Origin of the sequence: Streptomyces sp. NPDC016562, from assembly GCF_043076955.1 — a bacterium.
Classification (GTDB): Bacteria; Actinomycetota; Actinomycetes; order Streptomycetales; family Streptomycetaceae; genus Streptomyces.
The window spans coordinates 834808-860962 of sequence record NZ_JBIBRZ010000002.1; the positions used below are offsets into that span (position 1 = coordinate 834808).

Consider the following 26155-nt stretch of genomic DNA (forward strand, 5'->3'; position numbering starts at 1 on the left):
ATGGCCATGCCGCTGCGCCAGACCATCAGGGTCGGGACGTATCTTCTCGAACAAAAGCTCCGCAAGCGCGAGAAGTTCCCGCTGATCGTCGAGCTGGAACCGCTCTACGCGTGCAACCTGGCCTGTGAGGGGTGCGGGAAGATCCAGCACCCGGCCGGGGTGCTCAAGCAGCGCATGCCGGTCGCCCAGGCGGTCGGTGCCGTACTGGAGTCCGGTGCGCCCATGGTGTCCATCGCGGGCGGCGAGCCCCTGATGCACCCGCAGATCCACGAGATCGTCCGGCAGCTGGTGGCGAAGCGGAAGTACGTCTTCCTGTGCACCAACGCGATGCTGCTGCGCAAGAAGATCGAGAAGTTCACCCCTTCCCCCTATTTCGCCTTCGCCGTGCACATCGACGGCCTGCGCGAACGGCACGACGAGTCGGTCGCCAAGGAAGGCGTCTTCGACGAGGCGGTCGCGGCCATCAAGGAGGCGAAGCGGCGCGGATTCCGGGTGACCACGAACTCCACCTTCTTCAACACCGACACCCCGCAGACGATCATCGAGGTGCTCAACTACCTCAATGACGACCTCCAGGTGGACGAGATGATGATCTCGCCGGCCTACGCCTACGAAAAGGCACCCGACCAGGAACACTTCCTGGGCGTCGAACAGACCCGTGATCTTTTCAGGAAGGCCTTCGCGGGCGGCAATCGGCGCCGGTGGCGGCTCAACCACTCCCCGCTCTTCCTGGACTTCCTGGAAGGCAAGGCCGATTTCCCCTGCACGGCCTGGGCCATTCCGAATTACTCCCTCTTCGGCTGGCAGCGCCCCTGCTACCTGATGAGCGACGGCTACGTGCCGACGTACCGGGAACTGATCAACGACACCGACTGGAGCAAGTACGGCCGCGGAAAGGACCCGCGCTGCGCCAACTGCATGGCGCACTGCGGCTACGAGCCCACCGCCGTCCTCGCCACCATGGGCTCCCTCAAGGAATCCCTGCGGGCGGCCCGGGAGACGATCGGCGGCAACCGGGAAAAGAAGGCATGACAGCCGCGCCGGGAGGGGGCAAGGGCTTCGACCTGGCCGCGCTGCTCGCCGAGCGCGGCGCGGAACGGTACGAGCTGCACGCGCGGCACCTCAACCACCAACTGCCCCGGATGCTCCACACGATCGGCTTCGACAAGGTCTACGAGCGGGCCCAGGGCGCCCACTTCTGGGACGCAGAGGGCAACGACTACCTCGACATGCTCGCCGGCTTCGGCGTGATGGGCCTGGGCCGCCACCACCCGGTCGTCCGCCGGGCCCTGCACGACGTCCTGGACGCCCAGCTCGCCGACCTCACCCGCTTCGACTGCCAGCCGCTGCCCGGGCTGCTGGCCGAGAAGCTGCTCTCGTACAGCCCGCACCTGGACCGGGTCTTCTTCGGCAACAGCGGCACCGAGGCGGTGGAGACGGCCCTGAAGTTCGCCCGGTACGCCACCGGCCGGCCACGGATCCTCTACTGCGACCACGCCTTCCACGGGCTCACCACCGGCTCGCTCTCGGTCAACGGCGAGGGCGGGTTCCGGGACGGCTTCGCGCCGCTGCTCCCCGACACCGGGATCGCGCTGGGCGATCTGGCCGCCCTGGAACGGGAGCTGAAGCGGGGGGACGTGGCCGCCCTGATCGTCGAGCCCGTCCAGGGCAAGGGCGTCCTCGCGGCCCCGCCCGGATTCCTGCTCGCCGCGCAGGAGCTGCTGCACCGGCACAAGGCACTGCTGATCGCGGACGAGGTGCAGACCGGCCTCGGACGTACCGGCGACTTCTACGCCTACCAGCACGAGCCGGGCGTGGAGCCGGACCTGGTCTGCGTCGCCAAGGCGCTGTCGGGCGGCTACGTGCCCGTCGGTGCGACCCTGGGCAAGGACTGGATCTTCAAGAAGGTCTACTCGTCCATGGACCGGGTGCTCGTGCACTCCGCGAGCTTCGGCTCCAACGCGCAGGCGATGGCGGCCGGGCTGGCCGTGCTGTCGGTCATGGAGGACGAGGAGATCGTCGCCCACTCCAGGGCCATGGGCGACCTCCTGCGCGGGCGGCTGGCGGCGCTCGTGGACGAGTACGAGCTGCTGCACGAGGTGCGCGGACGCGGCCTGATGATCGGCATCGAATTCGGCCGGCCGTCCTCGCTGGGGCTCCGCAGCCGCTGGACGATGCTCCAAGCGGCACGCAAGGGGCTGTTCGCGCAGATGGTCGTCGTGCCGCTGCTCCAGAAGCACCGCATCCTCACCCAGGTCTCCGGGGACCAGTTGGAGGTGATCAAGCTGATTCCGCCCCTGATCGTGGACGAGCAGGACGTCGACCGGTTCGTCGGCGCCTTCCGTGAGGTGATGGACGAGGCGCACGGCGGGTCCGGGCTGATGTGGGACTTCGGCAGGACGCTCGTGAAGCAGGCGGTCGCCAACCGCTGACCGCCTGCTTGAGCGCAGATCATCAGATCAGTCGAGCAGCTGCTCGCGGAGGCGGTCCAGGGTCTCGGGCGTGAGCCCGAGGCCCTGCGACAGGTAGCGGTCCACACCGCCCCAGGCCTCGTCGATGGTCTCGAAGGCCGCGAGCAGGTACTCGGCGCGGGCGTCGAAGAGCGGGGCCAGCAGCTCCATCACCTCGGGGGAGCGGGACCCGGAGGACCCGTCGCCGCGCCGGACCCGGTAGCGGCGGTGCGGGGCGTTCGACTCCAGGTAGTCCGCGACGATCGCCTCGCGCTCGACGCGCAGTGCGAGCAGGGTGACGGCGATCGACAGGCCCGCCCGGTCCTTGCCGGCGGCGCAGTGCATGAGGGCCGGGACGCTGTCCTCGGCGAGGGCGTGCAGGACGCGGCTGTGCTCGGCGGTCCGGTGCTTGATCATCACGCGGTACGACTGGGTCATCCGCGCCGCGGCCTGCCCGTCGCCGAGGACCGCGCGGAGCTGGTCGAGGTCGCCGTCGCGGACCATCTTCCAGAACTCGCGGCCGTCGGCCGGATCCGAGAGCGGGATGTTGACGTTCCGCACCCCCGGCAGGTCCACGTCCGGGCCCTCCAGCGCGTGGTCGGCGTTGTTGCGGAAGTCGAAGACGGTGTGGAGTCCGAGCGAGCCGAGGAATTCTGTATCGGTTTCCGTGGCATGGGCGAGATGTCCACTTCGGAACAGTCGCCCCGCCTTGACCCTTCGCCCGTCGGAGGTCGGCAATCCGCCCACATCGCGGAAATTGCGCACTCCGGACAACTCCGGCTCCTGTATCTGCTGGGTCAAGGGAACTCCTCCGCTTCGTCGCGCCGACTGGATGCTCGCCGGCTGGGGTGCTCTGTCCGAATTACACTACTTGGCGATAACTTGCCATCAGCGGAGGCGAGATCGGCCGCGTCCCCGTGAGCCAGATCATACGGTGACCGTGAGTGCCTGATCGCTAAAGCCGAATGACCGCGTCGGAGCGGTTGTTGGCGGGGCGGAATGGACGGAGGGTGACCGGAATTCCGGCGGTCCCTCATCCCTGTTATTCCGTCAGGGAATTCATGGCTTGTTCCGCGTGGCCCTTTGGGATTACGTTCGCGACCGATCCGGGTGGATCGCCGAATCCTGCCGCCGCCCGGAAACCGCACCCGACTATTCACGCGCGGCAGGAGCGGGGGAACCAGGTAAGCCGCTGTCCCGGATCTTCGGACCCGGGACGGCTTGGGGTGAAGCCGTACATGGTCCGTTCATGTGCGGCCGGACATCTCCAGTCCGAACCCGACAGCTCACCTCGCAGGCACCGGAGAGGAAATGCGCCATGCCTGCAAAGGGTAAGCACCGCCGTCCCAAGTCCCTCTCGATATCGCGCGGTTTCGCCGTCGCCGGCACCGGTGGCGCGGCTCTCGCGCTGCCGCTGATGGGCGCCGCCGGTGCTCAGGCCGCCGGCGCTCCGGCCGCCGCCACGACGACCGCCGTCACCGCCGTGACCGCAGGGGCGCCCGTCGCGGCACCGCAGGTTCCGGTCTCGCCGCAGGCCGCGGCCGCCGCGCCGGGCGTGTACACGGTCGTCCCGGGCGACTGCCTCTCCGTGATCGCCGCCGAGCGCCACCTGCCGGGCGGCTGGGAGCAGCTCTACGCCGACAACCGTGAGGCGGTCGGCAGCGACCCGTCGCTGATCCACCCGGGCCTGAAGCTTCACCTCGGCGGTGCGGGCGACGCGGCCGCGGCCGCCCCCGCCCCGAAGGCCCCCGCGAAGCCCGCGTCGAAGCCGGCCACCAAGCCGGTGTCGAAGCCCGCTCCCGAGCGGGCCGCCAAGCCCGCCCCGGCGCAGCAGGAGACCGCCCCCGAGGCGCCGGCCGCGCAGCCGCAGTCCGCCTCCTCCTTCGTGGCGCCGGTGAGCGGCGGGATCTCCACCCAGTACAAGGTCGCGGGCAGCATGTGGTCCTCCGGCTACCACACCGGCGTGGACTTCATCGCGAGCTCCGGCACCACCGTCAAGGCGGTCGGCGCGGGCACCGTGGTCTCCGCGGGCTGGGCCGGCGCGTACGGCAACGAGGTCATCATCCGCCACGCCGACGGCAACTACTCCCAGTACGGCCACCTTTCCCAGCTCTCCGTCACGGCCGGCCAGAGCGTCACGGCGGGCCAGAGCATCGGCCTCTCGGGCTCCACCGGCAATTCGACCGGCCCCCACCTCCACTTCGAGATCCGTACGGGCCCCTCCTACGGCTCCGACATCGACCCCATCGCCTACCTCCGCTCGAAGGGCGCCAGCCTCTGACGGCAGCCGCCACCGCGGCACGGACGCACAGGAGGCCGGGACCCGAGGGGGGTCCCGGCCTCGTGTGTACCTATTCCTTAACCCCCGGGTGGTATAGATCACGGCCCGTCAACCCCTCATTACGTTGGCGTAGGTTGGTAGCGGGAGTGAAGGATGGACCCGTGGCAGCGACGACGACGAAACTCAAGACCATCGGCTCGTACGCGGCGATCGGGGACAGCTTCACCGAGGGCGTGGGGGACCCGGGACCCGGGGATTCATTTCTCGGCTGGGCGGACCGGCTCGCCGTGCTCCTGGCCGACCAGCGCGAAGAGCACGACTTCCGGTATGCGAATCTCGCGGTGCGCGGAAAGCTCCTCGACCAGATCGTGGCCGACCAGGTCCCGAGGGCCAAGGCCCTGGCGCCCGATCTGGTCACCTTCTGCGCGGGCGGCAACGACATCATCCGGCCCGGCAGCGACCCGGACGACGTGGCGGAGCGGTTCGAGGCGGCCGTGGCCGACCTCGCGGGGGCCGTCGGCCAGGTCATGATCACCACTGGCTTCGACACCCGCGGGGTGCCGGTGCTCAAGCACCTCCGCGGCAAGGTGGCGACGTACAGCGCCCACGTGCGGGCCATCGCCGACCGCTACGACTGCCCGGTCCTGGACCTCTGGTCGCTGAGGTCCGTACAGGACCGGCGGGCCTGGGACACCGACCGGCTGCACCTGTCGCCCGAGGGGCACACACGGGTCGCACTGCGGGCCGGGCAGGTGCTCGGGCTGGACGTGCCGACCGACCCGGACCAGCCGTGGCCGCCGCAGCGGCCGCGCGGCTCGGTGGACGTGACGCGGGACAACATCCAGTGGGCGCGGGACCACCTCGTGCCGTGGATCGGGCGACGGCTGCGCGGGGAGTCCTCCGGGGACCACGTGGCGGCGAAGCGTCCGGACCTGCTGCCGCTGTAAGCGACGACGGCCTGGCGAGGGGGCCGGGCCGGCAAGGGGGACGGGCGGGGAAGGGGGAGGGCGGGGGCCACAAGCGGAATCCTTCGGGGCCGGTGTGCGTTGGGATGGTCGTAGAGCGACGACCACCTCGACCCACCCCTCCCAGGAGGCGCTTTGACCGGCTCCCGTCCCCTGCGTCCGCGGCTGCGCGCCCTGCGGCCCGAAGCCTTCGGCGCGGACCCGTCCGGCGCCCGGCTCGAGCGGATCCGTCGTTCGCCGAACTTCGCCGACGGCGTCTTCCAGAACCCGCTCGGCGCCCGGAACAGACCCTCGGGGTCGATGACCGAGTTCGCCAAGAACTACTTCCACCGGGAGCAGCGGGCGCTGCGCGGACCCGCCGCGCCGATCCCCGTGTACCCGACGACCCTCGCGGAGCTGGCCAAGCCGCCCGCCGGCGGTCTGCGGCTGACCTGGATGGGGCACTCCAGCGTCCTCGCCGAGATCGACGGGCGCCGGGTGCTGTTCGACCCGGTGTGGGGAGAGCGGTGCTCCCCCTTCCCCTTCGCCGGACCCAAGCGGCTGCACCCGGTACCGGTCCCGCTGGCCTCGCTGGGGAAGGTCGACGTCGTCGTCATCTCGCACGACCACTACGACCACCTCGACCTGCCCACGATCAAGGACCTGGCCGGTACGGACACGGTCTTCGCCGTCCCGCTGGGAGTCGGCGCGCACCTGGAGCGCTGGGGCGTCCCGGCCGACCGGCTGCGCGAGCTGGACTGGAACGAGAGCACCGAGATCGCCGGGCTCACGCTCACGGCGACCCCCGCCCGGCACTTCTGCGGACGCGGCCTGCGCAACCAGCAGCACACCCTGTGGGCCTCCTGGGTCGTCGCGGGCGACGAGCACCGGATCTACCACAGCGGTGACACCGGCTACTTCCCCGGCTTCAAGGAGATCGGCGCCGAGCACGGGCCCTTCGACGCCACGATGATCCAGATCGGCGCGTACTCGGAGTACTGGCCCGACATCCACATGACCCCCGAGGAGGGCATGCGCGCCCACCTCGACCTCCAGGGCGGCGCCCCGCACGGCACGATGCTGCCGATCCACTGGGGCACCTTCAACCTGGCCCTGCACCCGTGGGAGGAACCGGGCGAGGGAACGCTGGCCGCTGCGCAGGGCGCGGGCGCGGCCGTCGCACTGCCGATCCCGGGCCAGCCGTTCGAGCCGGGCGCGGCCGACGCCCCGGCGAGCCCCTGGTGGCGCCCCTTCGCGGCGGCCGGCCTGCCGCTGCCCGCCGAGCCGCCCGCCCGCGCGGTCGTGGCGGACGCGGCGGATCCGGTGGTCCGCGAGGAGCCGGAGGCCGTGGGCTCCTAGTTTTCGGCGCGCGAGCCGGGGCCGGTCCCGTAGCCCTGCGGGCCGGTCCCGGCTTGCGCGGGGAGCGGACCGGCGCATTTCGGGCGGCTGTACGAGCGCTCCACCGGGAGCGGGAAGCACCCCCGCGAAGTTCCCCAACTGGCGGCATCGGGCGGGAGATCGGGGTCTAGCGTGGGTATCCGGTGATCAACACCGGGCCCCGGGAACGCTGGGGGCCGGGCCCCACGTACCGAGGACGCCGATGTCCGGACTCCGCGCCGCCCGCCACGCCCCGTCGAGACACGCAGTCACCGGTCCGGGCCGGCAGATACGGCCTCAGTTGGTGCGCGCGGCCGTACTGCCCACGCTCGCCGCCGCGCTCAGCGGCGCGGCCGCGGTGATCTTCACGCTCCAGCTCGGCGGCGGAGCCGGCGACCGCGACGCCCGGCTGTGGCCGGTGCTGACCGGCTGCGCCCTGCTCGTGGCCGGCGCGCTCGCGGCCGCCCTGCTCGGAGCCCAGCGCTCCGCCAAGGCCGTCCGGGACCGGTGCGAGGCGCTGCGCCGCTCCAGCGTGCGCGGCCGCCAGGAGCTGCGTACCGCCGCCGACCGGCTGGAACGCGGCGAGGCCGCGCCGCGTCCGGTGCGCGGCGGGCCGACCGGGCCCGCGGTGGGCGGCGATCCGGCCGGGGTGGACGAGTTCTGGCTGCTCTCCCAGGAGTTGCGCGGAGCCCGGGAGCAGGCCCACGAGACCCTCGTGCGGCTGGCCGGACCGCCCGCGCCGTCCGACAGCGAGCGCAAGGTCGAGGTCTTCGTCAACCTCGCGCGGCGGTTGCAGTCCCTCGTGCACCGCGAGATCTCGCTGCTGGACGAGTTGGAGGACACGGTCGAGGACCCGGACCTGCTCAAGGAGCTCTTCCACGTCGACCACCTCGCCACCCGCATCCGCCGCCACGCCGAGAACCTGGCCGTGCTGGGCGGCGCCGCCTCCCGCCGCCAGTGGACCCGGCCGATCGACCTGAGCGAGGTGCTCCGCTCCTCGGTCGCGGAGGTCGAGCAGTACACGCGCGTCAAGGTCGTCCCGCCGGCCGGGGGCAGCGTGCGCGGGCACGCGGTCGCCGACGTGGTGCACCTCCTCGCCGAACTGGTCGAGAACGCCACGGTGTTCTCCGCTCCCGACACCGATGTGGTGCTGCGCGCCGAGCGGGTCACCGCGGGCATCGCGGTCGAGGTGGAGGACCGGGGGCTGGGCATGCCGGCCGAGGAGCAGCACCGGATGAACGCCCTGCTCCGCGACCCCGACCAGGTCAGCGTCCGCCAACTGCTCGCGGACGGGCGGATCGGCCTGTACGTGGTGTCGGCGCTGGCCCGCCGGCACGGGATCGCCGTCGAGCTGAAGTCCAACATCTACGGCGGCGTGCTCGCGGTGCTGGTGCTGCCGCAGGAGCTGCTGGGCGCGCAGGCGCCGAGCGCGGCCGACGCGGCGGGAGGCTCGCGGGCCACGTCCTGGGGGACGGGGCAGGCCGCGGCGCCGCCGCTGGAGCCCGTACGAGTACCCGCGCCCGCGCCCGTACCGGATCCGGGCCGCCCTGCGGGAGCCCCGCCACGGGCCGGGGAGACCACTCCGGCCGGGGCCAGGGCCGGGGCCAGGGCCGGGGCCAGGGCCGGGGCCAGGGCCGGGGCTACGGCCCCCGGCACGGGCCCGGCTTCCGCCTCGGCTCGGGAGCAGGCTCCGGGCACGGCCTCGGTCTCGGCTTGGGCCCCGGACACGGGCCCGGCTTCGGCTTCGGCACGGGAGCAGGCTCCGGACAGGGCCTCGGTCTCGGCTTGGGCCCCGGAGACGGGGCCGGCTTCGGCCCCGGCCCTGCCTTCGGCCCCGGCGGCTCCCGAAATGGCCCCAGCCCCGGCTTCGGCTGCGTCCGCAGCGGGGGCCCGTTCCGCGGCCACGTCCTGGCCGGCGTCCGAGCAGCCGGAGCGGGCGGAGCAGCCGAGGCCCGGGGCCGTGGTGCCGACGGGGCTCGGCGTCGCGCCCGCCGGACGGGTGCCCGGTGGGGCGGCCTGGGCGGTGCCCGCGCCCCGGGCCGGGGAGTCGGCCCCGCCCACCGCCGGGCCCGCGGCGGCGGAACCGCACGTGCCCGCCGCTCGCACCGCGGGCGACCGGCCGACCTTGCCGCGGCGACAGGCCCAGCAGCACCTGGCGCCCCAGCTGCGCGAGGCCCCCGCCCCGCCGCGGGTGGCCGATCACGGCGAGCAGCCCGTACACGACCCCGGCCTCATGGCCGCCTTCCAGCGCGGCTTCGGCCTCGCCCAGTCGGAGGACCAGGCATGACCCCGACCCCTCACCCCAGCAAGGAGCACACCCCCATGGGCGGCGAAGTGGCGACGAAGACCGGCGGCCGGCTATCGGACCTCGACTGGCTGCTCAGCGGCCTGGTGCAGCGCGTGCCGTACACGCGCAGCGCCGTACTGCTCACCGCCGACGGGCTCGTGACCTGCGTCCACGGCCTCGACCCCGACAGCGCCGACCACCTGGCGGCCCTCGCGTCCGGCCTGTACTCGCTGGGCCGCAGCGCGGGCTCCCGCTTCGGGCAGGGCGCGGGGGTGAGGCAGGTCGTGGTCGAGCTCGACACCGCCCTCGTCTTCGTCTCCGCGGCCGGCGTCGGGACCTGCCTCGCCGTCCTCGCCGACCGCGAGGCCGACGCCGGGGTGCTCGGCTACGAGATGGCGATGCTGGTCAAGAGCGTGCGTCCGTACCTCGCGGCCCCGCCGCGGCGGCCCGTCGCCGACGGGGAGCAATGAGGGCCCGCGCGAGGGGGGCGTACGCGAAGGGGCGGGACACGCCGTGGCTCGACGCCTCGGCGGGGCGGGTGATGCGCCCGTACACCGCCAGCGGCGGGCGGACCCGGCCGGGCGTCGCGCTCGACCTGCTCTCGCTGGTGACCGCCACCGGGGTGCGGCCGCGAGCCCCGCTCGGGGCCGAGCACACCCTCGCCCTGCGGCTGTGCGCGGGCGCCGCGGCGGTCACCGTCGCCGAGGTGGCCGGGCAGTTGCGGCTGCCGGCTGCCGTGGTGAAGGTGCTGCTGGCCGATCTGATGGAACACGGGGCCGTCACGGCTCAGGCGCCCCGGTTCCCCGCCGTCGGTGGTGACGCGTATGCCGCCGCCGACCACGACCTGCTCCGGGCGGTGCTCGATGGCCTGCACAAACGACTGTGAAGCCCCCGCCCCCGTCTCCGTCCCCGCGACCCTGAAGATCCTGGTCGCGGGCGGGTTCGGGGCCGGCAAGACCACCTTCGTGGGGGCGGTGAGCGAGATCGAGCCGCTGAGCACGGAGGAGCTGCTCAGCGATCTCGGCGCGAGCGACGACCCGCTGCACGGCGTCGAGGCGAAGTCCACGACGACCGTCGCGCTGGACTTCGGCCGGCTGACCCTGGACGAGAGGCACGTGCTCTACCTCTTCGGTACGCCGGGCCAGCACCGCTTCTGGTTCCTGTGGGAGGAGCTGTGCGCGGGCGCGCTCGGGGCGGTGGTGATCGCCGACACCCGCCGGCTCGCCGACTGCTTCCCCGCCGTGGACTTCTTCGAGCGGCGGGGGATCGGGTTCATCGTGGCCGTCAACGAGTTCGACGACGGTCACCGGTACGAGCCCGAGGAGGTCCGCGAGGCGGTGGGGCTCGGGCCGCAGGTGCCGGTCGTACGGTGCGACGCGCGCCTGACCAGCTCCGGGACCGGGGCGCTCGCCGCCCTGGTCCGCCATCTGCTCTGCACCGTCAGTTCTTCGTCCAGTTAGTCGTCCAGTTGTTGGTCTTCGGAGTCGGGGGAACCGTCATGACGCATTACGAATCGACCGGACACCTGCTGCTCACGCCGGTGGACCGGGAGGCGCCGGCGCGCGCCGTCCGGTTGCGCGAGCTGGGCCTGGGGGAGCGTACGGACGCCGCCCTGGACGCCTTCGCACGGCGGGTCGCGGACACCTTCGCCGCGCCGTACGCGGGGGTCAACTTCGTCGGCGAGGAACGCCAGTTCTTCGCAGGGCTGCACCACGCGCCCGGAGCCCCGGCCAGCGGCTACCCGGCGCGGGTCCTGGCCCGCGACCACGGCTACTGCCCGCACGTGGTGGTGCGGGGGCGCGCGCTGGTCCTCCAGGACGTACGGGACTTCGCCCGCTTCGCGGGCAACGCGGTGGTGGACGGGAGCGGGGTCCGCTCGTACCTGGGCGCGCCGGTGACGGACCGGCGCGGGTTCGTCCTGGGCACGGTGTGCGCGGTGGACGTGGTGCCGCGGCGCTGGGGGACGGAGGGGCTGGCCACGGTGAAGGGACTGGCGGCCGAGCTGGGAGCGCTCGTGCGCGAGCGCGAGGACCGGCAGGAGACCTGAGACACCGCCGCGGAGCAGCAGCCCGGACCGAGAAGGTCACGGTTTGAGGAAGGGCTTCGAGGGTGGTCCGCTTTGTCGTATTTCCCGATCCGCGGCACGGGGGCGGTTCGGCTAGCCTCCCGAAGTGAAACTGAACCATCGCTTGTCGGCCCGGCGTGTCGTGCGAGGCGCGGCCGAGGGTGACACCCCTCCCACCGCGTCGCGGCTCGGCTGGCTGGACGGCCTCCGCGGCATCGCGGCGCTCTCCGTCGCCGTGTACCACCTGGCGCTGCCGTTCTACTGGGTGCCCCACGGCACCCGGGTGCCGTACTACCTCGACCCGGGCATCTTCGGCGTCCTGCTGTTCTTCCTGGTGAGCGGCTACATCATCCCCGCCTCGCTGGAGCGGCGCGGGGACATCCGGGCGTTCTGGGTGGGCCGGGCCTTCCGGATCTATCCGGTGGTCATCCTGACCGTGGTCGCCTCGCTGCTGATCCTGCCCCGCGCGCACACGGTGATCGCGGGCTGGGGCTTCGAGCACGCCCTGCTCTCGCTGGTGGGCAACGGGCTGATGATCCAGGACGTGATGGGCGTCACGAACGTGCTCGGGGTGATGTGGACCCTCACCTACGAGATGGTCTTCTACTACTTCGTCACGGCCCTCTTCGCGCTCGGCTGGCACCGCAAGAGCGCGCCCATCGCCGTCGGCTTCGCCGCCGTGGCCCTGCTGCTCGGCGGCTGGGCCTCTGTCGGCATGCTGTCCGTGAACCTGACGTCGACCCGGCACCTGGTCGTGGCCTGCGCCACCGTCGTACTGATGGCGCTGGCGTGCATCATGACCGGCAAGCCCGCCCTGACCAGGACCGGAGCACTGCTCCTCGGCGGCCTCGGGCTGCTCCTGATCACCATGAACGGCCGCGCCACGTTCTTCGAGACCATGATGATCTTCGCGACCATGTTCTCGGGCACCGTCCTCTACCGCCTGGAGCACGGCCAGATCGGCCGCGCCCAGGCCTTCCTGTCCTGCGGCTTCGTCGTCGCCTGCGGCTTCCTCGTCGGCTACATGTACAACCACGGTCAGGCCCTGTGGCGGACCTGGAGCGGGTCGTGGATGGCCTGGTCCTTCGCGTACGTGGCCGCGTGGGCGGTCTTCGTCGCCGGCATGCTGCTGCGCAAGCGCCGCTTCCCCCGCTGGCTGAGCTGGCTCGGGGCCATCAGCTACTCGCTGTACCTCCTGCACAACCCCGTCATCCACGCGATGAACTGGCTGCTGGAGGGCCGCGCTCCGATCGAGAGCTGGACGGGCCGAGCGGTGCAGTTCAGCGCCTTCATGGCCGTCCTGCTGGTGCTCAGCTACCTCAGCTACCGGCTGGTGGAGCTGCCCTTCCAGAACCTGGGCCGCCGCGTACTGAAGGCCGCGACGCGCCCGCGTCGGCGGGAGCCGGTGCGTCCGGTGGAGGCGGCGGATGCGCTCGCCGAGGCCGGCGTCGGGCCCGTAGCGGAAAAGGTGCGCGCGACCACCCCGTGAAATGCGGTATCGTTCTCATGCGCGTTCGGCCAGGGGAAACCCCAGGTCAGCGGGCATCGGGACGTGGCGCAGCTTGGTAGCGCACTTGACTGGGGGTCAAGGGGTCGCAGGTTCAAATCCTGTCGTCCCGACTGTGCGGAAACGCAGGTCGGAGGCCGTTCTCTCATCCGTGAGAGGACGGCCTTTCGTGCGTTCGGAGCCCGTGGTGGGTGCCCTGGTCGCGGGCGCTACACCTTTCGGAAGAGGACCTTGTGCCTGCCGACGAAGGACGGGTCGGCGCGCTTGAGTTCGGCGTTGACGCCCTCGCCCAGATCGAGCTCCGTAGCGGACGTGATCTTGGCCAGGACGGCGGGCTCGGCCAGGTATGCCGTGCCGTCCTTCGGGCTGCCGAGCTCACAGTCGGTGTTGATGACCGTGACGTGGAAGACCTCGCCCACGCGGTTCTTCAGCACCGCGGCCTCCGCCAGGTCCACCGAGTCCCGCTCGGCCACCTTGCCCTTGCCCCGCTCCATGTCGCAGGGCAGGCAGTACAGGGCCTCCAGGACCCAGGGCGGCGGGGCCTTCCCGGCGCACGCGGCCACGCACAGTTCACCGGTGTACCGGTCGACCAGGCGCCGGAGCGGAGCCGTGCAGTGCGCGTAAGGGGCCGCGATGGACGCGTGTTTCGGGTCGTCCGGGATCTGGTGGTCGCGGAAGACGACGTACTCGGCCCTGAGCAGCATCGCCGTGGCTTCGCTGAGGAAGGCCATGTGCTGGGGGATCGACGGATCGAGCGTGCGCACCAGCTGGGCGTACGTGACCTCGGGCTGCCAGTCGATGCCCAGGGACGCGGCGATGCCGTGCACGCGCCGGATCACCTTCTGATCGGACGTCTGCTTCTGCGTGCGCAGGATCCCGGTACCGCTGTCCAGCATGATCTGGGCAGCCGCCATCCCCGTCATGAGGGAGATCTGCTCGTTCCATCCCTCCACGGGCAGCGTGGTCACGTAACCGAGCTGGAACTTTCCGTCCACGAGGGTGACCTCCTGGTCCGGCAGGAGCATCGAGATCCCGCCGCGGTCGGCCTCGACGGCCTCCCGCAGCTCGCCGATCTCGCGCAGCAGCTTGACGGAGTCCTGGGCCGTTCCGGCGTAGATGTCGTGCTGCACGCCCTCGTAGGTGAGCTTCGCCTGGCTACAGACCTTGGCGCGGGCCACGGAGGAGGCGGTGACCTTGCCGTAGGCGTCGAGGTCGTGCTGCCACAGCAGGGCCGGGACGACCTGGCCCGGCAGCAGGCTCGCCGGTCCCTCGGAGATGACCGGCGGGTACAGGGGGACCTTGAGGTCGGGGAAGTACAGGGTCTCGATCCGGTCGTGGGCCTCGGCGTCCAGCGGCTTGCCGGCCTCGACGAAGGCGGCCACGTCGGCGATGGCGTAGTACACGCGGTAACCGCCGCCGGGCCGCCGCTCCAGGTGCATGGCCTGGTCGAGGTCCCTGGACGTCGCCGGGTCGATCGTGAACAGCGGCAGGTCGGTGCGGTCCTCGGCGGGCGGCCGGTCCGCGGTCAGGGCTTGGTCCGCCGCCGCGAGCACGCGCTTGGGGAAGGTGGCGGGAACCTTCAGTTCCGTACGGAGTTCCTTCAGCGCGGAGAGCAGGGCGGCCTGGGCCTCGTCGGACATGTGCATCTGGCGGCGTCGCATGCCCCGAGCGTAGGTCCGGGGCCACGGGCGGGCGCGGTGAGCATGTCCGGTCGGGGGAGGCCGTGTGCCCGGGGTGACGCCCGCGCGGGCTGCCTCCCGCTGCGCCGACGTCAGCGGGTCAGGAGTGGTGCCAGGAGGTCGCGGGCGAAGTCGGCGACGGGCCGGGGGCCGTGCCCGGTCAGCCGGCGCACGGAGTCGGTGGTGTCGGCGTTGACGCCTTCCCGGAGCTGCTGGAAGACGCCCACCACTCCCTCGGCGATCCATTGCGGAATGCCCGCCCCGACCATCCCGCCCAGGGCCGCCTCGTGGGGTACGGGGACGTACTCCACCGGCCGTCCGAGGGCGGTGGAGAGCTGGCGGGCGACCTCGGTGAAGGTGAGGGCCTCCGGTCCGGTGACCACGTGGGTCTCTCCGTCCCCGCCCTGCCCGCAGAGCACCGCGACCGCGCAGGCGGCCACGTCACGGGGGTCGATCATGGCCACCCGGGCGTCGTCCGCGGGCAGGAACATCCGCCCGGCCTGGCCGATCGTCGGCAGTGAACCGAGGAGGTTCGACATCAGGAAGCCGGACCGAAGCGTCACCGAAGGGATCCCCGCCGAGCGCAGGCGCTGCTCGATGCGGCCGTGCTGATCGGCGAACGTCTTCGCGGCGCCGGCCTCGGCTCCTACCGTGGACAGCAGGACGATCCGCCGGACACCGGCCGTGGCCGCGGCCTCGATCGTGTTCGCCGCGTTCTCGACCTGCCGCGGGTCGTTGGCGCAGCTCAGGCACACCTGGTCGGCGCCCGCGAAGGCGGCACGCAGCGAGTCCGGATCGGCGAAGTCCCCCTGCGCGAGGTCGGGGCCGGGGCCGAGTACGGCAGCGGCTCGTCCCGGGTCGCGGGTGAGCGCGCGGTGGGGGATTCCCCGCCGGTCCAGCTCGCCCACCACGTGCCGTCCGACGTTCCCGGTCGCGCCGGTCACCACTACGGTCGTCATGTCGTCATGTCGTCGCGTCCTCACGCCGATACCGGGACTTTTCGCCCACGGTGCGCGGCACGACCGGCGTGAGCCGGTCAGGACACGCTCGGGTTCCCCGTGAGGCGCCGGACGGGCTACCCGCCGGACCGGGAGCCCGACGGCAGGGAGGCCGGGGACGGGGACGGTTCGCGCATCGCTGATCGCGGGATTGTGTGCTGAGCTGGAAATGTCCTCGGGCAACGGCGCCGCTGGGAGGCCGCCATGCCACACGTTCATCTCGCCGCACCCGCGCCGACCCGGCCCGGAGTCCTTCTGCCCCGCAGGGACCTGGCGGTCGGCTGGGCGCTGATGGTGCTGATCGCCGTCCTCGCGTGGGTGCTCACGATCGGCCAGGCCCGTCACATGGGGATGGAGCCCGGGACCATGGGCCTGGCGCTGCCGCTCTTCCTGCTGCTGTGGGTGGTCATGATGGCGGCGATGATGCTGCCCTCGGTGGCGCCGGTCGCCCTCACCTGGGTGCGGGGGATCAGCCGCCGCGCGGCGGGCCCGGCCCGCGCCCTGCACGTCGTCGAGTTCGTCTGCGGGTACCTGCTGGCCTGGACCGGGTTCGGGCTGCTCGCCTACGGCGCCCTGGCGCTGACCGGGCACCTGGTGGAGGGCGATCCGGACGTCGGCCGCTGGATCGGGGCCGGGGCCTTCCTCCTCGCGGGGCTGCACCAGTTCGGACCGCTGAAGCGGGTCTGCCTGCGGCACTGCCGCAATCCGATGTTCCAGCTGCTGCGGTACTCGCGGTTCCGGCCGTGGGCGAAGGACCTGCGGGTCGGCGCGCACCACGGGATGTACTGCGTCGGCTGCTGCTGGGGGCTGATGATCGTCCTGATCCCGCTCGGCGTGATGAACGTGGCGGCCATGGCGGCCGTGGCCGTGGTCATCTTCCTGGAGAAGCTGTGGTGGCGGGGGCCCTGGCTCACCTGGGCCGTCGGCATCGCCTTCCTGGTCCTGGCGGCCCTCGCCCCCTTCCAGGACTGGCTGCTGCCGGGGCTGGAGAGCACTCACCCGATGGAGGAGATGGGCGAGATGGCGGGTCCGTTCTGATGAGATGCATGACGGGCCCGTCCGACGACATGGCGGGCCCGTGCGGAGCGGAGGCCTCGTCGGCGCGCCCCAGGGCGCATCAGCCGCGCCCTATCGGCGCGCCCTCCGCCTGCTCGCTGGAGAAGGTGTACTGGGACTCCTCCCCGTACACCGGCTCGAAGGACAGGCCGAAGGCACTCGACGTGCCGGTCGTACGTCCCAGGGTGAACTCGGGGGCGAATCCGAACATCGCGTTCTTCAGCGTCGTGGATCCGCCGTCGGGGCCGCGAAGGGGCTCGAACGCGAGCTCGGTCCTGCCGCCGACGCTGAGCCGGGGGGTCTCGCCGTCCGTCAGGGAGACGCTCGCCCGCTCTACCCCCAGGAACTCTCCGTAGAACTGCGACAGCTCGCCGAACGCACCGCCCTCGCGGCCGGACAGGATGCGCTCCAGCGCATCGACCTGCTCGTCGCTGGCGCCCTCGTCGACGACGATGCCGACCTTCCAGTTCCCGGCCGTCAGGTGGGAGGGGAAGTGGTTGTAGAAGGCGAACGTCACTCCGGACAGGTCGATGTCGTCCAGGCGCCCGTCCGCCACGTGGAAGGCGGCGCAGCCGAGGCATTCCTCGCGTCCTTGCGGATCGTGCGGCATGGCGTCGACGGCGCATCCGCAGACCATCGCGCATGAGCAACCAGCCAGGTAGTTGCCCGAGATGCTCCAAGTCATGACTGCTCCCGTTCGCTGGATGGGTTCCGCCGTCCGGTGGTGCGGACGGCGCCGGCGTCGGGAGCGGCGGGCGGGGAGCGTGCGGAGCGCGCGGACCACAGAGCGGGCAGGGGCACGGGCATGGGTGCGGGCACTGGCGGACCAGCGGCGGCGCGCGCCCCGCTGCCCGGGTCGGGGACCGCGTCCGGTGCGTCCGGCGCGATGGCAGCGTACATATCCGACTCGCTCCCGCGGACGCTTGCGGTCCGAGGAGGCGACCCTTCCCTTTCAAGGCTAGGCGCGCCCGCCAGGGCTGTACAGGGTCCCTCTCCACTCCCGGATGCCCGGCCCCCGGGCCCCCGGGTGCGGATCCTGTGAAGGTTGTTTGGCGGAGATTTGGAGAAGCTATGGCGGCCCTCCGCAGGATGGAACTCGTCCAACCCCACCCGTGAAGGAGGTGCAGAGAGATGAAGAAGATCCAGATCCGTAAGGCCGGCCCCGTCCGCCTCACGTCTTCCGCCTGTCAGGTCTACCCGAACCCCGCCTGATCGCGCATCGGGTGAGTTCGTCCATGGGCACCCCCGGCCTCGGCCGGGGGTGCCCACGGGACCCGGGCGCCGACACGAGACGGAGCACCCTCCATGGCGGACCAAGGCATCCGCGGTTTTGACGACACCCCCTTGGCGCTCCACCCGCTGGTCTACGTGGAGGACGGCGGCGAGGTCACCATCGGCCGACGGGACACCGACTCCTACGCGATCTTCCCCCCGGACGGCGCCGAGCTGGTGCGCCGCCTCCAGGAGGGCGCGACCCCCGCGCAGGCCGCCGACTGGTACGAGCAGGCCTACGGCGAGCGCGCCGACGTGGCGGACGTCGTCGAGGCCCTGCGCGAGCTCGGCTTCGTACGGGACGCGGACGACGAGCCGGCCGGACCACCGGAGCCGGTGCGCTGGCAGCGGCTCGGCCGGGCGGTGTTCTCTCCCGCCGCATGGGTCTGCTACGCCGCGATCACGGCCTGGGCCGTGGCGCTCGTGGTGCGGACCCCCGACCTCGTTCCGGTACCGGGCGACCTGTTGTTCAGCGACTACTACTCCCTGATCAACCTGGTCCTGCTGGTCGTCGCCGTGCCCCTCATCGCGATCCACGAGATCTTCCACGCGCTGGCCGGCCGCCGCCTCGGCATCCGCTCGCGCACGAGGATGTCGTACCGCTTCTACTTCCTGGTGGTGGAGACCTCCCTGGACGGGCTGGTCGCGGTGGAGCGCCGCAAGCGCTACCTGCCGATCATGGCCGGCATGGTCGCCGACGTGGTCCTGATCAGCCTGGTGATCATCCTCGCCTCCCTCACGGGAGGTCCCGGCGGATCGAGCACCCTCGTCGGCCGGGTGTGCCTGGCCGTGGCCTTCGCCGCCCTGATCCGGCTGCTGTGGCAGTTCTTCCTCTATCTGCGCACGGACGTCTACGTCCTGGTCAACACCGTGCTGGGCTGCGTCGACCTGCACACCACCTCCGTCCGTCTGCTGCGCAACCGGTTCAACAGGCTGCTGCGGCGTCCCGGCCGGCTGGTCGACGAGTCGCTGATGCACCCGGTCGACCTGCGGGTGGGGCGCTGGTACTCCTGGCTGATCCTGGTGGGCTACACCCTCAGCCTGAGCACCTTCCTGCTCGGCCTGGGCCCGGTGTTCCTGCAGATGATCAGGTCCTCGCTGGACCGGTTCGGCGACGGCCACGACGCGAGCCTGCTCCAGCTCCTGGACGCCGTCCTCTTCCTCGCGCTGACCTTCACGCAGGTCGGCCTCGCCCTCGGGCTCGCCGTCAGGGAGCGCGTCCGCGACCGGCGCTCCCGGCTCCATCACGTCATCGCCTGACGGGAAACCCCCGACGGCCTTCCTGTGAAAGGCAGGTCCATGAGCGGCCACTACTGGATCTCCGCGCCGCACCGCAGCGAGCGCGACCGGCTACGGGCCGGCCTCGAACTGCCTCCCCTGCTCGCGTCCGTGGACGCGCACCGCCGGCTGCGCGGCCCCTACACCGCCGCCGGCACGCTGCTGCGGCTCGTCGCCCCGGACGCGCTGCGCGCCGACCCGGCGCTCGCGCGGCGGCACTACATCGAACTGCAGCAGAGCACACCGGAGCTGGCCCCCCTTGTACCGCCGATCGTGCGACGGCTGGAGCAGCAGTCCGCGGTCGGGGAGGTCAGCCGCTATCCGGCTCGGCTGCACTCGCTGCGGGTCGCGCACGGCCTCGTGGACTTCCTGCTCTCCGCGCTGCCCGGCACCGACGGCGGCGGACCGCGGACCCTGGTCGTGGAGAACGTCCAGCACGCCGACGTCACCGACCAGGAGTTCCTCGCGGCCGCCCTGCGCCGCATACCCCCCGAGCTGCTCACGCTCGTCGTGTGCTCCGCGACGGGCGAACTGCTCGACCCGCCGGGCACGCCCTCCGTCTCCCTCCCCGCCGCCCTGGCCGCGCACGCGACCAGGCTCACCGGCCGGCCTGAGCCGGAATCGGCCGCCGACGCGGCGCAGCCGCACGCGCAGGATTCCGCCGGTCTCCTGCGGGCGGCCCGCGGCTTCGTGGACGGCGACGGAGTCGACGACGACCCGCGCACGGTCGCCGCGTACGAGGGGCTCACGCCCGCCGAGCGGGCCGCCCTGCACGACCGGCGGGCCGCGGAGCTGGCCGAGCGGGCCGAGGAGCGCGAACCGTCCTTGCGGCTGGGTGCACTGCCGTACCACCTGATGCGCGGCAGCGACCGCGACGGGGCCGGTGTGGAGGCGCTGCGCGAGGCCCTGCTGCGCTGCAAGTACCTGGGCTTCTACCACGCCGCGGTCGAACTGGGCGACGAGGGCCGCCGGTCGGTGGATCCGGCGCGGCGCCCCGAACTGTGGTGGATCTTCATCCGCGAGACGGGCGTGTGCCTGGCGGCGGCCGGCCGGCCCGACGAGTCGGCGGTCCTCCAGCAGGAGGCCCGGACGGCCTCGCTGGATCCGGCGCACCACATGAAACTGGCCTACGAGATCGGGATGCTGTACGCCCGGCACTACCCGGAGGAGCGCCGCGACCCCGTGCTGGCCCGCGCCTGGGTGAACACGGCCATCGCGATCGCGGACCTGCTGCCCGACCCCAAGGAGCGGAGCTTCTACTCCGTGTTCAACCGCAACGGGCTCGCCCTCGTGGAGGTGCGCGACGGCCGGCCCGAGGAGGCGCTGCGGCTGCTCGACGAGGGCATCGAACGGCTGGACCGCGAACTGGGCCTGGGCGAGCGGACCTGGCACCGGGTGGGGCTGCGCTACAACCGCGCCCAGGTCAACGCGATGAGCGGGCGGCTGGAGGACGCCCTGGAGGACTACGCCGAGATCATGGACGCGGACGACGACTTCGCCGACCACTTCTTCAACCGGGGCAACATCCTGCGCAAGCTGGGCCGCCTCGAAGAGGCCATCACCGACTACGAGCGGGCGCTCGGCCTGGAACCGCCGTTCCCCGAGGCGTACTACAACCGGGGCGACGCCCGGCTGGAACTCGGCGACGCCCAGGGCGCCCTGGCCGACTTCGACCGGACCCTGGAGCTCGAACCGGCGCACCTGGAGGCGCTGGTGAACCGCGGCGGCCTGCTGGCCGACCTCGGTGAGACCGAGGCCGCCCTGGCGGACGCCGCGGCCGGTCTGGCGCTCGCCCCCGACCACGCCCACCTCCTGTGCCTGCGCGGACGGCTGCTGGCCGAGGACGGTCGCGCCGAGGAGGCCGCGGCGGCCCTCGCGGCGGCGCTGCGCAGCGATCCGAAGTTGGCGGAAGCCTGGGCCGTCAAGGGCGAACTAGCCTATCTGAACGGGGACTTGAGCGCGGCTGCGGCTGATTTCGACCGGGCGGTGGAGCTGTCCGACCGGGCCGAGTTCCGCTTCAACCGCGCCATGGTGCACGAGGCGGCGGGCCGCTTCCGGCAGGCCGCCGCGGACTTCGACGCGGTGCTCGTGGCCACGGGGGACCCCGATGCGCTGAGCCACCGCGACTCCTGCCGGACCGCGGCCGACCGCGCCGGCGCCTAGGCGGTCCGATGGCCCTGCGGCAGCAGCAGACGGAGTCGGCCGGGCAGTTCACCGAGGCCATGGCCCGCTTGGTGTCGGGGGTTGCGGTGGTGTCCGCACGGCGCGCCGACGGGCGCCCGTGCGGACTGCTGGTGTCGTCGGTCTGCTCGTACAGCGTGGATCCGCCGTCCGTCCTGGTGGCGCTGGCGCGCAGCTCGCGGACCTACCGCAGCATGGACGCCCGGGCGGGCACGGCCTTCGGGGTGCACCTGCTGGGTGCCTCGGACGGCCCGCTCGCCCAGGTGTTCGCGGGCGGCGCGGCGGACAAGTTCGCCGACGTGCTGTGGGACTGGGACGCGGGGGTGCCCCGGCTGTCCGGGGTCCCGGTCTACCTCAGTTGCCGGGTCGCCGCGTCGTTCCCGCACGGGGATCACGTGATCATGGTGGGCGAGGTGTCGCACTGCGCCATCGCCGAGGGCGAGCCGATGGTGTACTTCCGCCGCGACCTCGGCTGGCGTCTTACCTAGACCCGGACGCGTGGACGGGCCCCGCCGGAGGCGTGGGGGCGCTGTCGGTGCGACATCGCTCGTGGCCCGCCTGGGCGGGGCGGGTTCCGGCGAACAGCGCCCGCTGCGCGGCCTGGAGGGCCGGGCCCGGCTCGATGCCGGTGTTCTCGACGACGGTACGGCGGGCCCGCGTGTACGCGTCCAGGGCCTCGGCCCGCCGGCCGGTGTCGGCCAGGGCCGTCATCAACTGCGCGTGGAACTCCTCGCGCAGCGGATGCCGGGCGCACAGCTCCTCCAGCTCACCGGTCACCTCGCGGGCCCGCCCCCCGCAGATGTCCGCGCCGATGCGGTCGTGGACGAGGGCGAGGCGCTCCTCCTCCAGCCGTACGCCGTAGTACGCGGGCAGGCAGGCCTGGTCCAGATCCCCCAGCGGCCTGCCCCGCCACAGCGCCAGCGCGGACCGGAAGACCTCACCCGCCGCGGCGCAGTCCCCGGCGGACAGCAGCCGGCGGCCGAACGCGGCCTCCAGCCGGAAGCAGTCCAGGTCCAGCTCACCGGGCCCCACGTGCAGCAGGTACCCCGATCCCGCGGTGCGCAGCACCGGATGACGGCGGGCGTCGCCCCCGTCGCGGCTGTGGCCCGGGTCGAGGATCCGGCGCAGCCCGGACACGTACATCTGCAGCGTCGCCACCGCGGATCTGGGCGGGTGCCCGTCCCACAGCTCCTCGACCAGCATGTCCACGGAGGACGGCCGGTTGGCGTGCAGCAGCAGAAGTGCGAGCAGGGCCCGGCGCTTGAGCGCCGTCGGTGTGCGCGGCAGGCCGCCCCGGCGTATCTCCACCGGGCCGAGGATCAGATACGTCGGGCCGTCGGCCGGCTCGCCGCCGCGGACGGCGCCGCCCGCCCAGGTTCTCGCTCGTTGTGCCAGCAATGCCCTGCCACCCCCCATAGGGGCGCCGCCCCGGCGCCCGGTCCGTCTCATGCCACGCGCATAGGTTCGGGCCTCCCCGGCGTCCTGTCATGGGGGCCGAATCAGCCATCGCCCGTCCTCGGGCCCGAGGACGGGCCCCGGCGCGGGCCCGGGGCTAACCTGAGGGGGAGCGCCGCTGGAGGTGCGATGCCGTGACGCAGGCCGACTGGCTCCTGGTACCGGGCGAACGCGGCAACCCCGCGACCCGCCTGGACGAACGACGCCCGGACGGACGGGCCTGGTCCGAGGGCAACCAGGTGTCGTATCTCGTCCACGGCGCCGCCTACTTCAAGGAGCTCCTGGCGGCCGTCCGCGCGATGCGCGCGGGCGACCTGCTCCTGTTCACCGACTGGCGCGGAGACCCCGACGAGCGGCTCGACGGCCCCGGCACGGAGATCGGCGCCGTCCTGTGCGCGGCGGCGGAGCGCGGCGTCCGCGTCAAGGGGCTGCTGTGGCGCTCCCACCTGGACCGCTTCAACTTCAGTCTGCGGGAGAACCTCCGCTTCGAGGAGGAGATCGCCGCGGCCGGCGGGGAGTGCCTCCTGGACATGCGGGTGCGGCCCGGCGGCTCCCACCACCAGAAACTGGTGGTGCTGCGTCATGACGGGCGGCCCGAACGGGACGTCGCCTACGTCGGCGGAATTGACCTCTGCCACAACCGCAACGACGACGCCGCGCACCGCGGCGACCGCCAGTCGCTGCCGCTGGCCCCCGGCTACGGGCCGAACCCGCCGTGGCACGACGTCCAGCTCGCCCTGCGCGGGCCCGTCGTCGGCGACATCGAGGCCGTCTTCCGCGAGCGGTGGGAGGACCCGGCGCCCCTGAGCCGCAGCCCGCTCACCCGGCTGCGGGAGCTGCTCGACCGCGAGGACGTCCACGCGGACGGCCTGCCCGCGCAGAGCGCCGATCCGGCGCCCCGCGGGACGCACACCGTGCAGGTGCTGCGGACGTATCCGAACCGTTTGCTGTCCGGCTACCCCTTCGCCCCCGACGGCGAGCGCAGCATCGCCCGCGGGTACCTCAAGGCGCTGCGGCGGGCCCGGGTGCTGATCTACCTGGAGGACCAGTACCTGTGGTCGCCGCGCGTGGTGGAGTGCTTCGCCCGGGCGCTGCGCACGCACGAGCGGCTGCGGCTGATCGGCGTCATCCCCTCGGTCCCGGAGCAGGACGGCCGGCTGACCCGGCCCATGAACCTGATCGGGCGCATCACGGCCCTGGACGCGCTGCGCCGGGCGGGCGGCGACCGGGTCGCGGTGTACGGCCTGGAGAACCGCGCCGGAACCCCCGTGTACGTGCACGCCAAGGTGTGCGTGATCGACGACGTGTGGGCCACGGTGGGGTCCGACAACATCAACCTCCGCTCGTGGACGCACGATTCGGAGCTGAGCTGCGTGGTGTACGACGAGAATCCGGACCCCCGGCGGCCGGCCGACCCGGGAGGTCTCGGCGACGGCGCGCGCGCCTTCGCCCGGCAGCTGCGCCTGGACCTCATGCGGGAGCACCTCGATGCCGATGCCGGAGCCGAGACCGGGGCTGCGGCGGGGGAGCCGGCGCAGGACGCGCTGTGCGATCCCGAGGCCGCCTTCGACGCCTTCGCGGAGGCCGCCGCCGCACTGGACGCCTGGTACGCGGGCGGCTGCCGCGGGCCGCGGCCGCCGGGCCGGCTGCGTCGCTACGAGCCACCGGACCTGCCGGTGACCCAGCGCCTGCTCGCGACCCCACTGCACCGGGTCCTGGTCGATCCGGACGGCCGCCCGCTGAGGCTGCGCCGCCGCAATGCGTTCTGAACCGGTACATATGAGCACCCCCCGTCTCGTGTGGCGGTACCGCCTCAGGGGTCGCAGGAGGGGCGGGTTAGCATATGAGCACCGCCTAGCTCGAAAGATAATCCTGTGACTGTCAATGAGGACTCGTTCACCAGCTGGAAGCACCGCGAGGAGATCGCGGAGTCGATGATCCCGATCATCGGGAAGCTGCACCGGGAGCAGGACGTCACCGTCCTCCTCCACAGCCGCTCCCTGGTGAACAAGTCGGTGGTCAGCATCCTCAAGACCCACCGATTCGCACGGCAGATCGACGGTGAGGAGCTCTCGGTCACCGAGACGCTGCCGTTCCTGCAGGCTCTCACCACCCTCGATCTCGGCCCGTCCCAGATCGACATCGGCATGCTCGCCGCGACGTACAAGAACGACGACCGCGGCCTGTCGGTGGCGGAGTTCACCGCCGGCGCCGTCGCCGGCGCCACCGGTGCCAACAAGGCCGAGCGCCGCGACGGCCGCGACGTCGTCCTCTACGGCTTCGGCCGCATCGGCCGCCTCGTCGCCCGCCTGCTCATCGAGAAGGCCGGCTCCGGCAACGGTCTGCGCCTGCGCGCCATCGTGGTCCGCCAGGGCGGCGACCAGGACATCGTCAAGCGCGCCTCGCTGCTGCGCCGCGACTCGATCCACGGCCAGTTCCAGGGCACCATCACCGTGGACGAGGCGACGAACACGATCGTCGCCAACGGCAACGCGATCAAGGTGATCTACGCGAACGACCCCTCCGAGGTCGACTACACCGCGTACGGCATCAAGGACGCCATCCTCATCGACAACACGGGCAAGTGGCGCGACCGCGAGGGCCTCTCCAAGCACCTGCGCCCCGGGATCGACAAGGTCGTCCTGACCGCCCCGGGCAAGGGCGACGTCCCGAACATCGTCCACGGCGTCAACCACGACACCATCAAGCCGGACGAGCAGATCCTCTCCTGCGCGTCCTGCACCACCAACGCGATCGTCCCGCCGCTGAAGGCGATGGACGACGAGTACGGTGTGCTGCGCGGTCACGTGGAGACCGTCCACTCGTTCACGAACGACCAGAACCTGCTGGACAACTACCACAAGGCCGACCGTCGCGGCCGCTCCGCGCCGCTCAACATGGTCATCACCGAGACCGGCGCCGCCTCCGCGGTCGCCAAGGCGCTGCCCGACCTCAAGGCGCCCATCACCGGCAGCTCGATCCGCGTCCCGGTGCCGGACGTCTCGATCGCGATCCTCAGCCTGCGGCTCGGCCGCGAGACCACCCGCGAAGAGGTCCTGGACTACCTCCGCAACGTGTCGCTGAACTCGCCGCTGAAGCGCCAGATCGACTTCACCACCGCCCCCGACGCCGTCTCGATGGACTTCGTCGGCTCGCGCCACGCGTCGATCGTCGACGCCGGAGCCACCAAGGTCGACGGCGACAACGCCATCCTCTACCTGTGGTACGACAACGAGTTCGGCTACTCCTGCCAGGTCATCCGTGTCGTCCAGCACGTGTCCGGCGTCGAGTACCCGACCTACCCGGTTCCGGCGGTCTGATCCCC

Annotated in this window: 22 protein-coding genes, 1 tRNA gene and 1 riboswitch; of the genes, 18 read left to right on the forward strand and 5 right to left on the reverse strand. The window is 72.2% G+C overall.

Features of this window, described 5'->3' with window-relative positions:
* Both hpnH and ACF059_RS11570 read left to right on the forward strand, forming a co-directional pair.
* Positions 1-1032 carry an adenosyl-hopene transferase HpnH gene (hpnH, locus tag ACF059_RS11565; protein ID WP_366863965.1) on the forward strand — a complete coding sequence of 344 codons (1032 nt, stop codon included), beginning with the start codon at positions 1-3 and terminating at the stop codon, positions 1030-1032.
* Positions 1029-2432, forward strand: a complete 1404-nt coding sequence (locus ACF059_RS11570) for an aspartate aminotransferase family protein (protein WP_392054730.1) — start codon at positions 1029-1031, stop codon at positions 2430-2432. Before hpnH ends, ACF059_RS11570 begins: the two co-directional genes overlap by 4 nt.
* A gap of 27 nt (positions 2433-2459) precedes the next feature.
* On the opposite strand, the gene ACF059_RS11575 is transcribed toward ACF059_RS11570, so the two are convergent.
* Positions 2460-3251 carry a tyrosine-protein phosphatase gene (locus ACF059_RS11575; protein ID WP_392054733.1) on the reverse strand — a complete coding sequence of 264 codons (792 nt, stop codon included), beginning with the start codon at positions 3249-3251 and terminating at the stop codon, positions 2460-2462.
* A gap of 305 nt (positions 3252-3556) precedes the next feature.
* A riboswitch (cyclic di-AMP (ydaO/yuaA leader) is annotated at positions 3557-3763 on the forward strand.
* Positions 3764-3768: 5 nt separating this feature from the next.
* Between ACF059_RS11575 and ACF059_RS11580 the strand changes: the two genes are divergently transcribed.
* The 10 genes from ACF059_RS11580 (at position 3769) to ACF059_RS11625 (ending at position 13024) form a co-directional block, all read left to right on the forward strand.
* Positions 3769-4731 (forward strand): peptidoglycan DD-metalloendopeptidase family protein, encoded by a 963-nt coding sequence (locus ACF059_RS11580; protein WP_392054736.1) that lies wholly within the window; start codon positions 3769-3771, stop codon positions 4729-4731.
* Positions 4732-4892: 161 nt separating this feature from the next.
* Positions 4893-5678, forward strand: coding sequence for an SGNH/GDSL hydrolase family protein (locus ACF059_RS11585; protein WP_392054739.1), 786 nt, complete (start codon positions 4893-4895; stop codon positions 5676-5678).
* Between the two features lie 153 nt (positions 5679-5831).
* Positions 5832-7034, forward strand: coding sequence for an MBL fold metallo-hydrolase (locus ACF059_RS11590; RefSeq protein WP_392054742.1), 1203 nt, complete (start codon positions 5832-5834; stop codon positions 7032-7034).
* A 322-nt stretch (positions 7035-7356) separates the two neighbouring features.
* Positions 7357-9339 carry an ATP-binding protein gene (locus ACF059_RS11595; RefSeq protein ID WP_392054745.1) on the forward strand — a complete coding sequence of 661 codons (1983 nt, stop codon included), beginning with the start codon at positions 7357-7359 and terminating at the stop codon, positions 9337-9339.
* 35 nt (positions 9340-9374) lie between these two features.
* The gene (locus ACF059_RS11600) at positions 9375-9809 is read left to right on the forward strand and encodes a roadblock/LC7 domain-containing protein (protein WP_360889528.1); all 435 of its coding nucleotides are present in this window, start codon (positions 9375-9377) and stop codon (positions 9807-9809) included.
* Positions 9806-10225: a DUF742 domain-containing protein gene (locus ACF059_RS11605; RefSeq protein WP_392054748.1), complete on the forward strand. Its 420-nt coding sequence runs from the start codon at positions 9806-9808 to the stop codon at positions 10223-10225. Before ACF059_RS11600 ends, ACF059_RS11605 begins: the two co-directional genes overlap by 4 nt.
* Positions 10203-10799 (forward strand): ATP/GTP-binding protein, encoded by a 597-nt coding sequence (locus ACF059_RS11610; RefSeq protein ID WP_392054751.1) that lies wholly within the window; start codon positions 10203-10205, stop codon positions 10797-10799. Before ACF059_RS11605 ends, ACF059_RS11610 begins: the two co-directional genes overlap by 23 nt.
* Positions 10800-10837: 38 nt before the next feature.
* The gene (locus ACF059_RS11615) at positions 10838-11386 is read left to right on the forward strand and encodes a GAF domain-containing protein (RefSeq protein WP_392054754.1); all 549 of its coding nucleotides are present in this window, start codon (positions 10838-10840) and stop codon (positions 11384-11386) included.
* 124 nt (positions 11387-11510) lie between these two features.
* Positions 11511-12893 (forward strand): acyltransferase family protein, encoded by a 1383-nt coding sequence (locus ACF059_RS11620; protein ID WP_392054757.1) that lies wholly within the window; start codon positions 11511-11513, stop codon positions 12891-12893.
* Positions 12894-12950: 57 nt separating this feature from the next.
* Positions 12951-13024: transfer RNA gene (locus tag ACF059_RS11625), tRNA-Pro, on the forward strand.
* A gap of 96 nt (positions 13025-13120) precedes the next feature.
* Here ACF059_RS11625 and ACF059_RS11630 read toward each other — a convergent pair.
* Together ACF059_RS11630 and ACF059_RS11635 are read right to left on the reverse strand one after the other, a co-directional pair.
* A complete protein-coding gene (locus tag ACF059_RS11630; RefSeq protein ID WP_392054760.1) occupies positions 13121-14572 on the reverse strand; it encodes an RNB domain-containing ribonuclease in 1452 nt (483 codons plus the stop codon).
* 110 nt (positions 14573-14682) lie between these two features.
* Positions 14683-15549 carry an SDR family oxidoreductase gene (locus tag ACF059_RS11635; protein ID WP_392054763.1) on the reverse strand — a complete coding sequence of 289 codons (867 nt, stop codon included), beginning with the start codon at positions 15547-15549 and terminating at the stop codon, positions 14683-14685.
* 243 nt (positions 15550-15792) lie between these two features.
* On the opposite strand from ACF059_RS11635, the gene ACF059_RS11640 reads away from it, so the two are divergent.
* On the forward strand, positions 15793-16626 hold the full coding sequence (locus ACF059_RS11640; RefSeq protein ID WP_392054766.1) for a DUF2182 domain-containing protein: 834 nt from the start codon (positions 15793-15795) through the stop codon (positions 16624-16626).
* Between the two features lie 79 nt (positions 16627-16705).
* Here ACF059_RS11640 and ACF059_RS11645 read toward each other — a convergent pair whose 3' ends face one another.
* Positions 16706-17329: a DUF1326 domain-containing protein gene (locus tag ACF059_RS11645; RefSeq protein ID WP_392054769.1), complete on the reverse strand. Its 624-nt coding sequence runs from the start codon at positions 17327-17329 to the stop codon at positions 16706-16708.
* Positions 17330-17949: 620 nt separating this feature from the next.
* Here ACF059_RS11645 and ACF059_RS11650 point away from each other — a divergent pair.
* From ACF059_RS11650 to ACF059_RS11660, 3 genes are read left to right on the forward strand one after another with little or no spacing between them, the layout of a single operon-like run.
* Positions 17950-19176 (forward strand): hypothetical protein, encoded by a 1227-nt coding sequence (locus ACF059_RS11650; RefSeq protein WP_392054772.1) that lies wholly within the window; start codon positions 17950-17952, stop codon positions 19174-19176.
* A gap of 39 nt (positions 19177-19215) precedes the next feature.
* Entirely contained in the window at positions 19216-21357 is a 2142-nt protein-coding gene (locus ACF059_RS11655) for a tetratricopeptide repeat protein (protein WP_392054775.1), read from the forward strand.
* 8 nt (positions 21358-21365) lie between these two features.
* Positions 21366-21863, forward strand: a complete 498-nt coding sequence (locus tag ACF059_RS11660; RefSeq protein WP_360888862.1) for a flavin reductase family protein — start codon at positions 21366-21368, stop codon at positions 21861-21863.
* Here ACF059_RS11660 and ACF059_RS11665 read toward each other — a convergent pair.
* Positions 21856-22773 carry a BTAD domain-containing putative transcriptional regulator gene (locus ACF059_RS11665; protein ID WP_392054779.1) on the reverse strand — a complete coding sequence of 306 codons (918 nt, stop codon included), beginning with the start codon at positions 22771-22773 and terminating at the stop codon, positions 21856-21858. The genes ACF059_RS11660 and ACF059_RS11665 overlap by 8 nt on opposite strands.
* Before the next feature lie 191 nt (positions 22774-22964).
* On the opposite strand from ACF059_RS11665, the gene ACF059_RS11670 reads away from it, so the two are divergent.
* Together ACF059_RS11670 and ACF059_RS11675 are read left to right on the forward strand one after the other, a co-directional pair.
* Entirely contained in the window at positions 22965-24599 is a 1635-nt protein-coding gene (locus tag ACF059_RS11670) for a phospholipase D family protein (protein ID WP_392054782.1), read from the forward strand.
* 105 nt (positions 24600-24704) lie between these two features.
* Complete coding sequence (locus tag ACF059_RS11675) at positions 24705-26150, forward strand: glyceraldehyde-3-phosphate dehydrogenase (protein ID WP_361950666.1); 1446 nt, start codon at positions 24705-24707, stop codon at positions 26148-26150.
* The last annotated feature ends 5 nt before the right edge of the window (positions 26151-26155 follow it).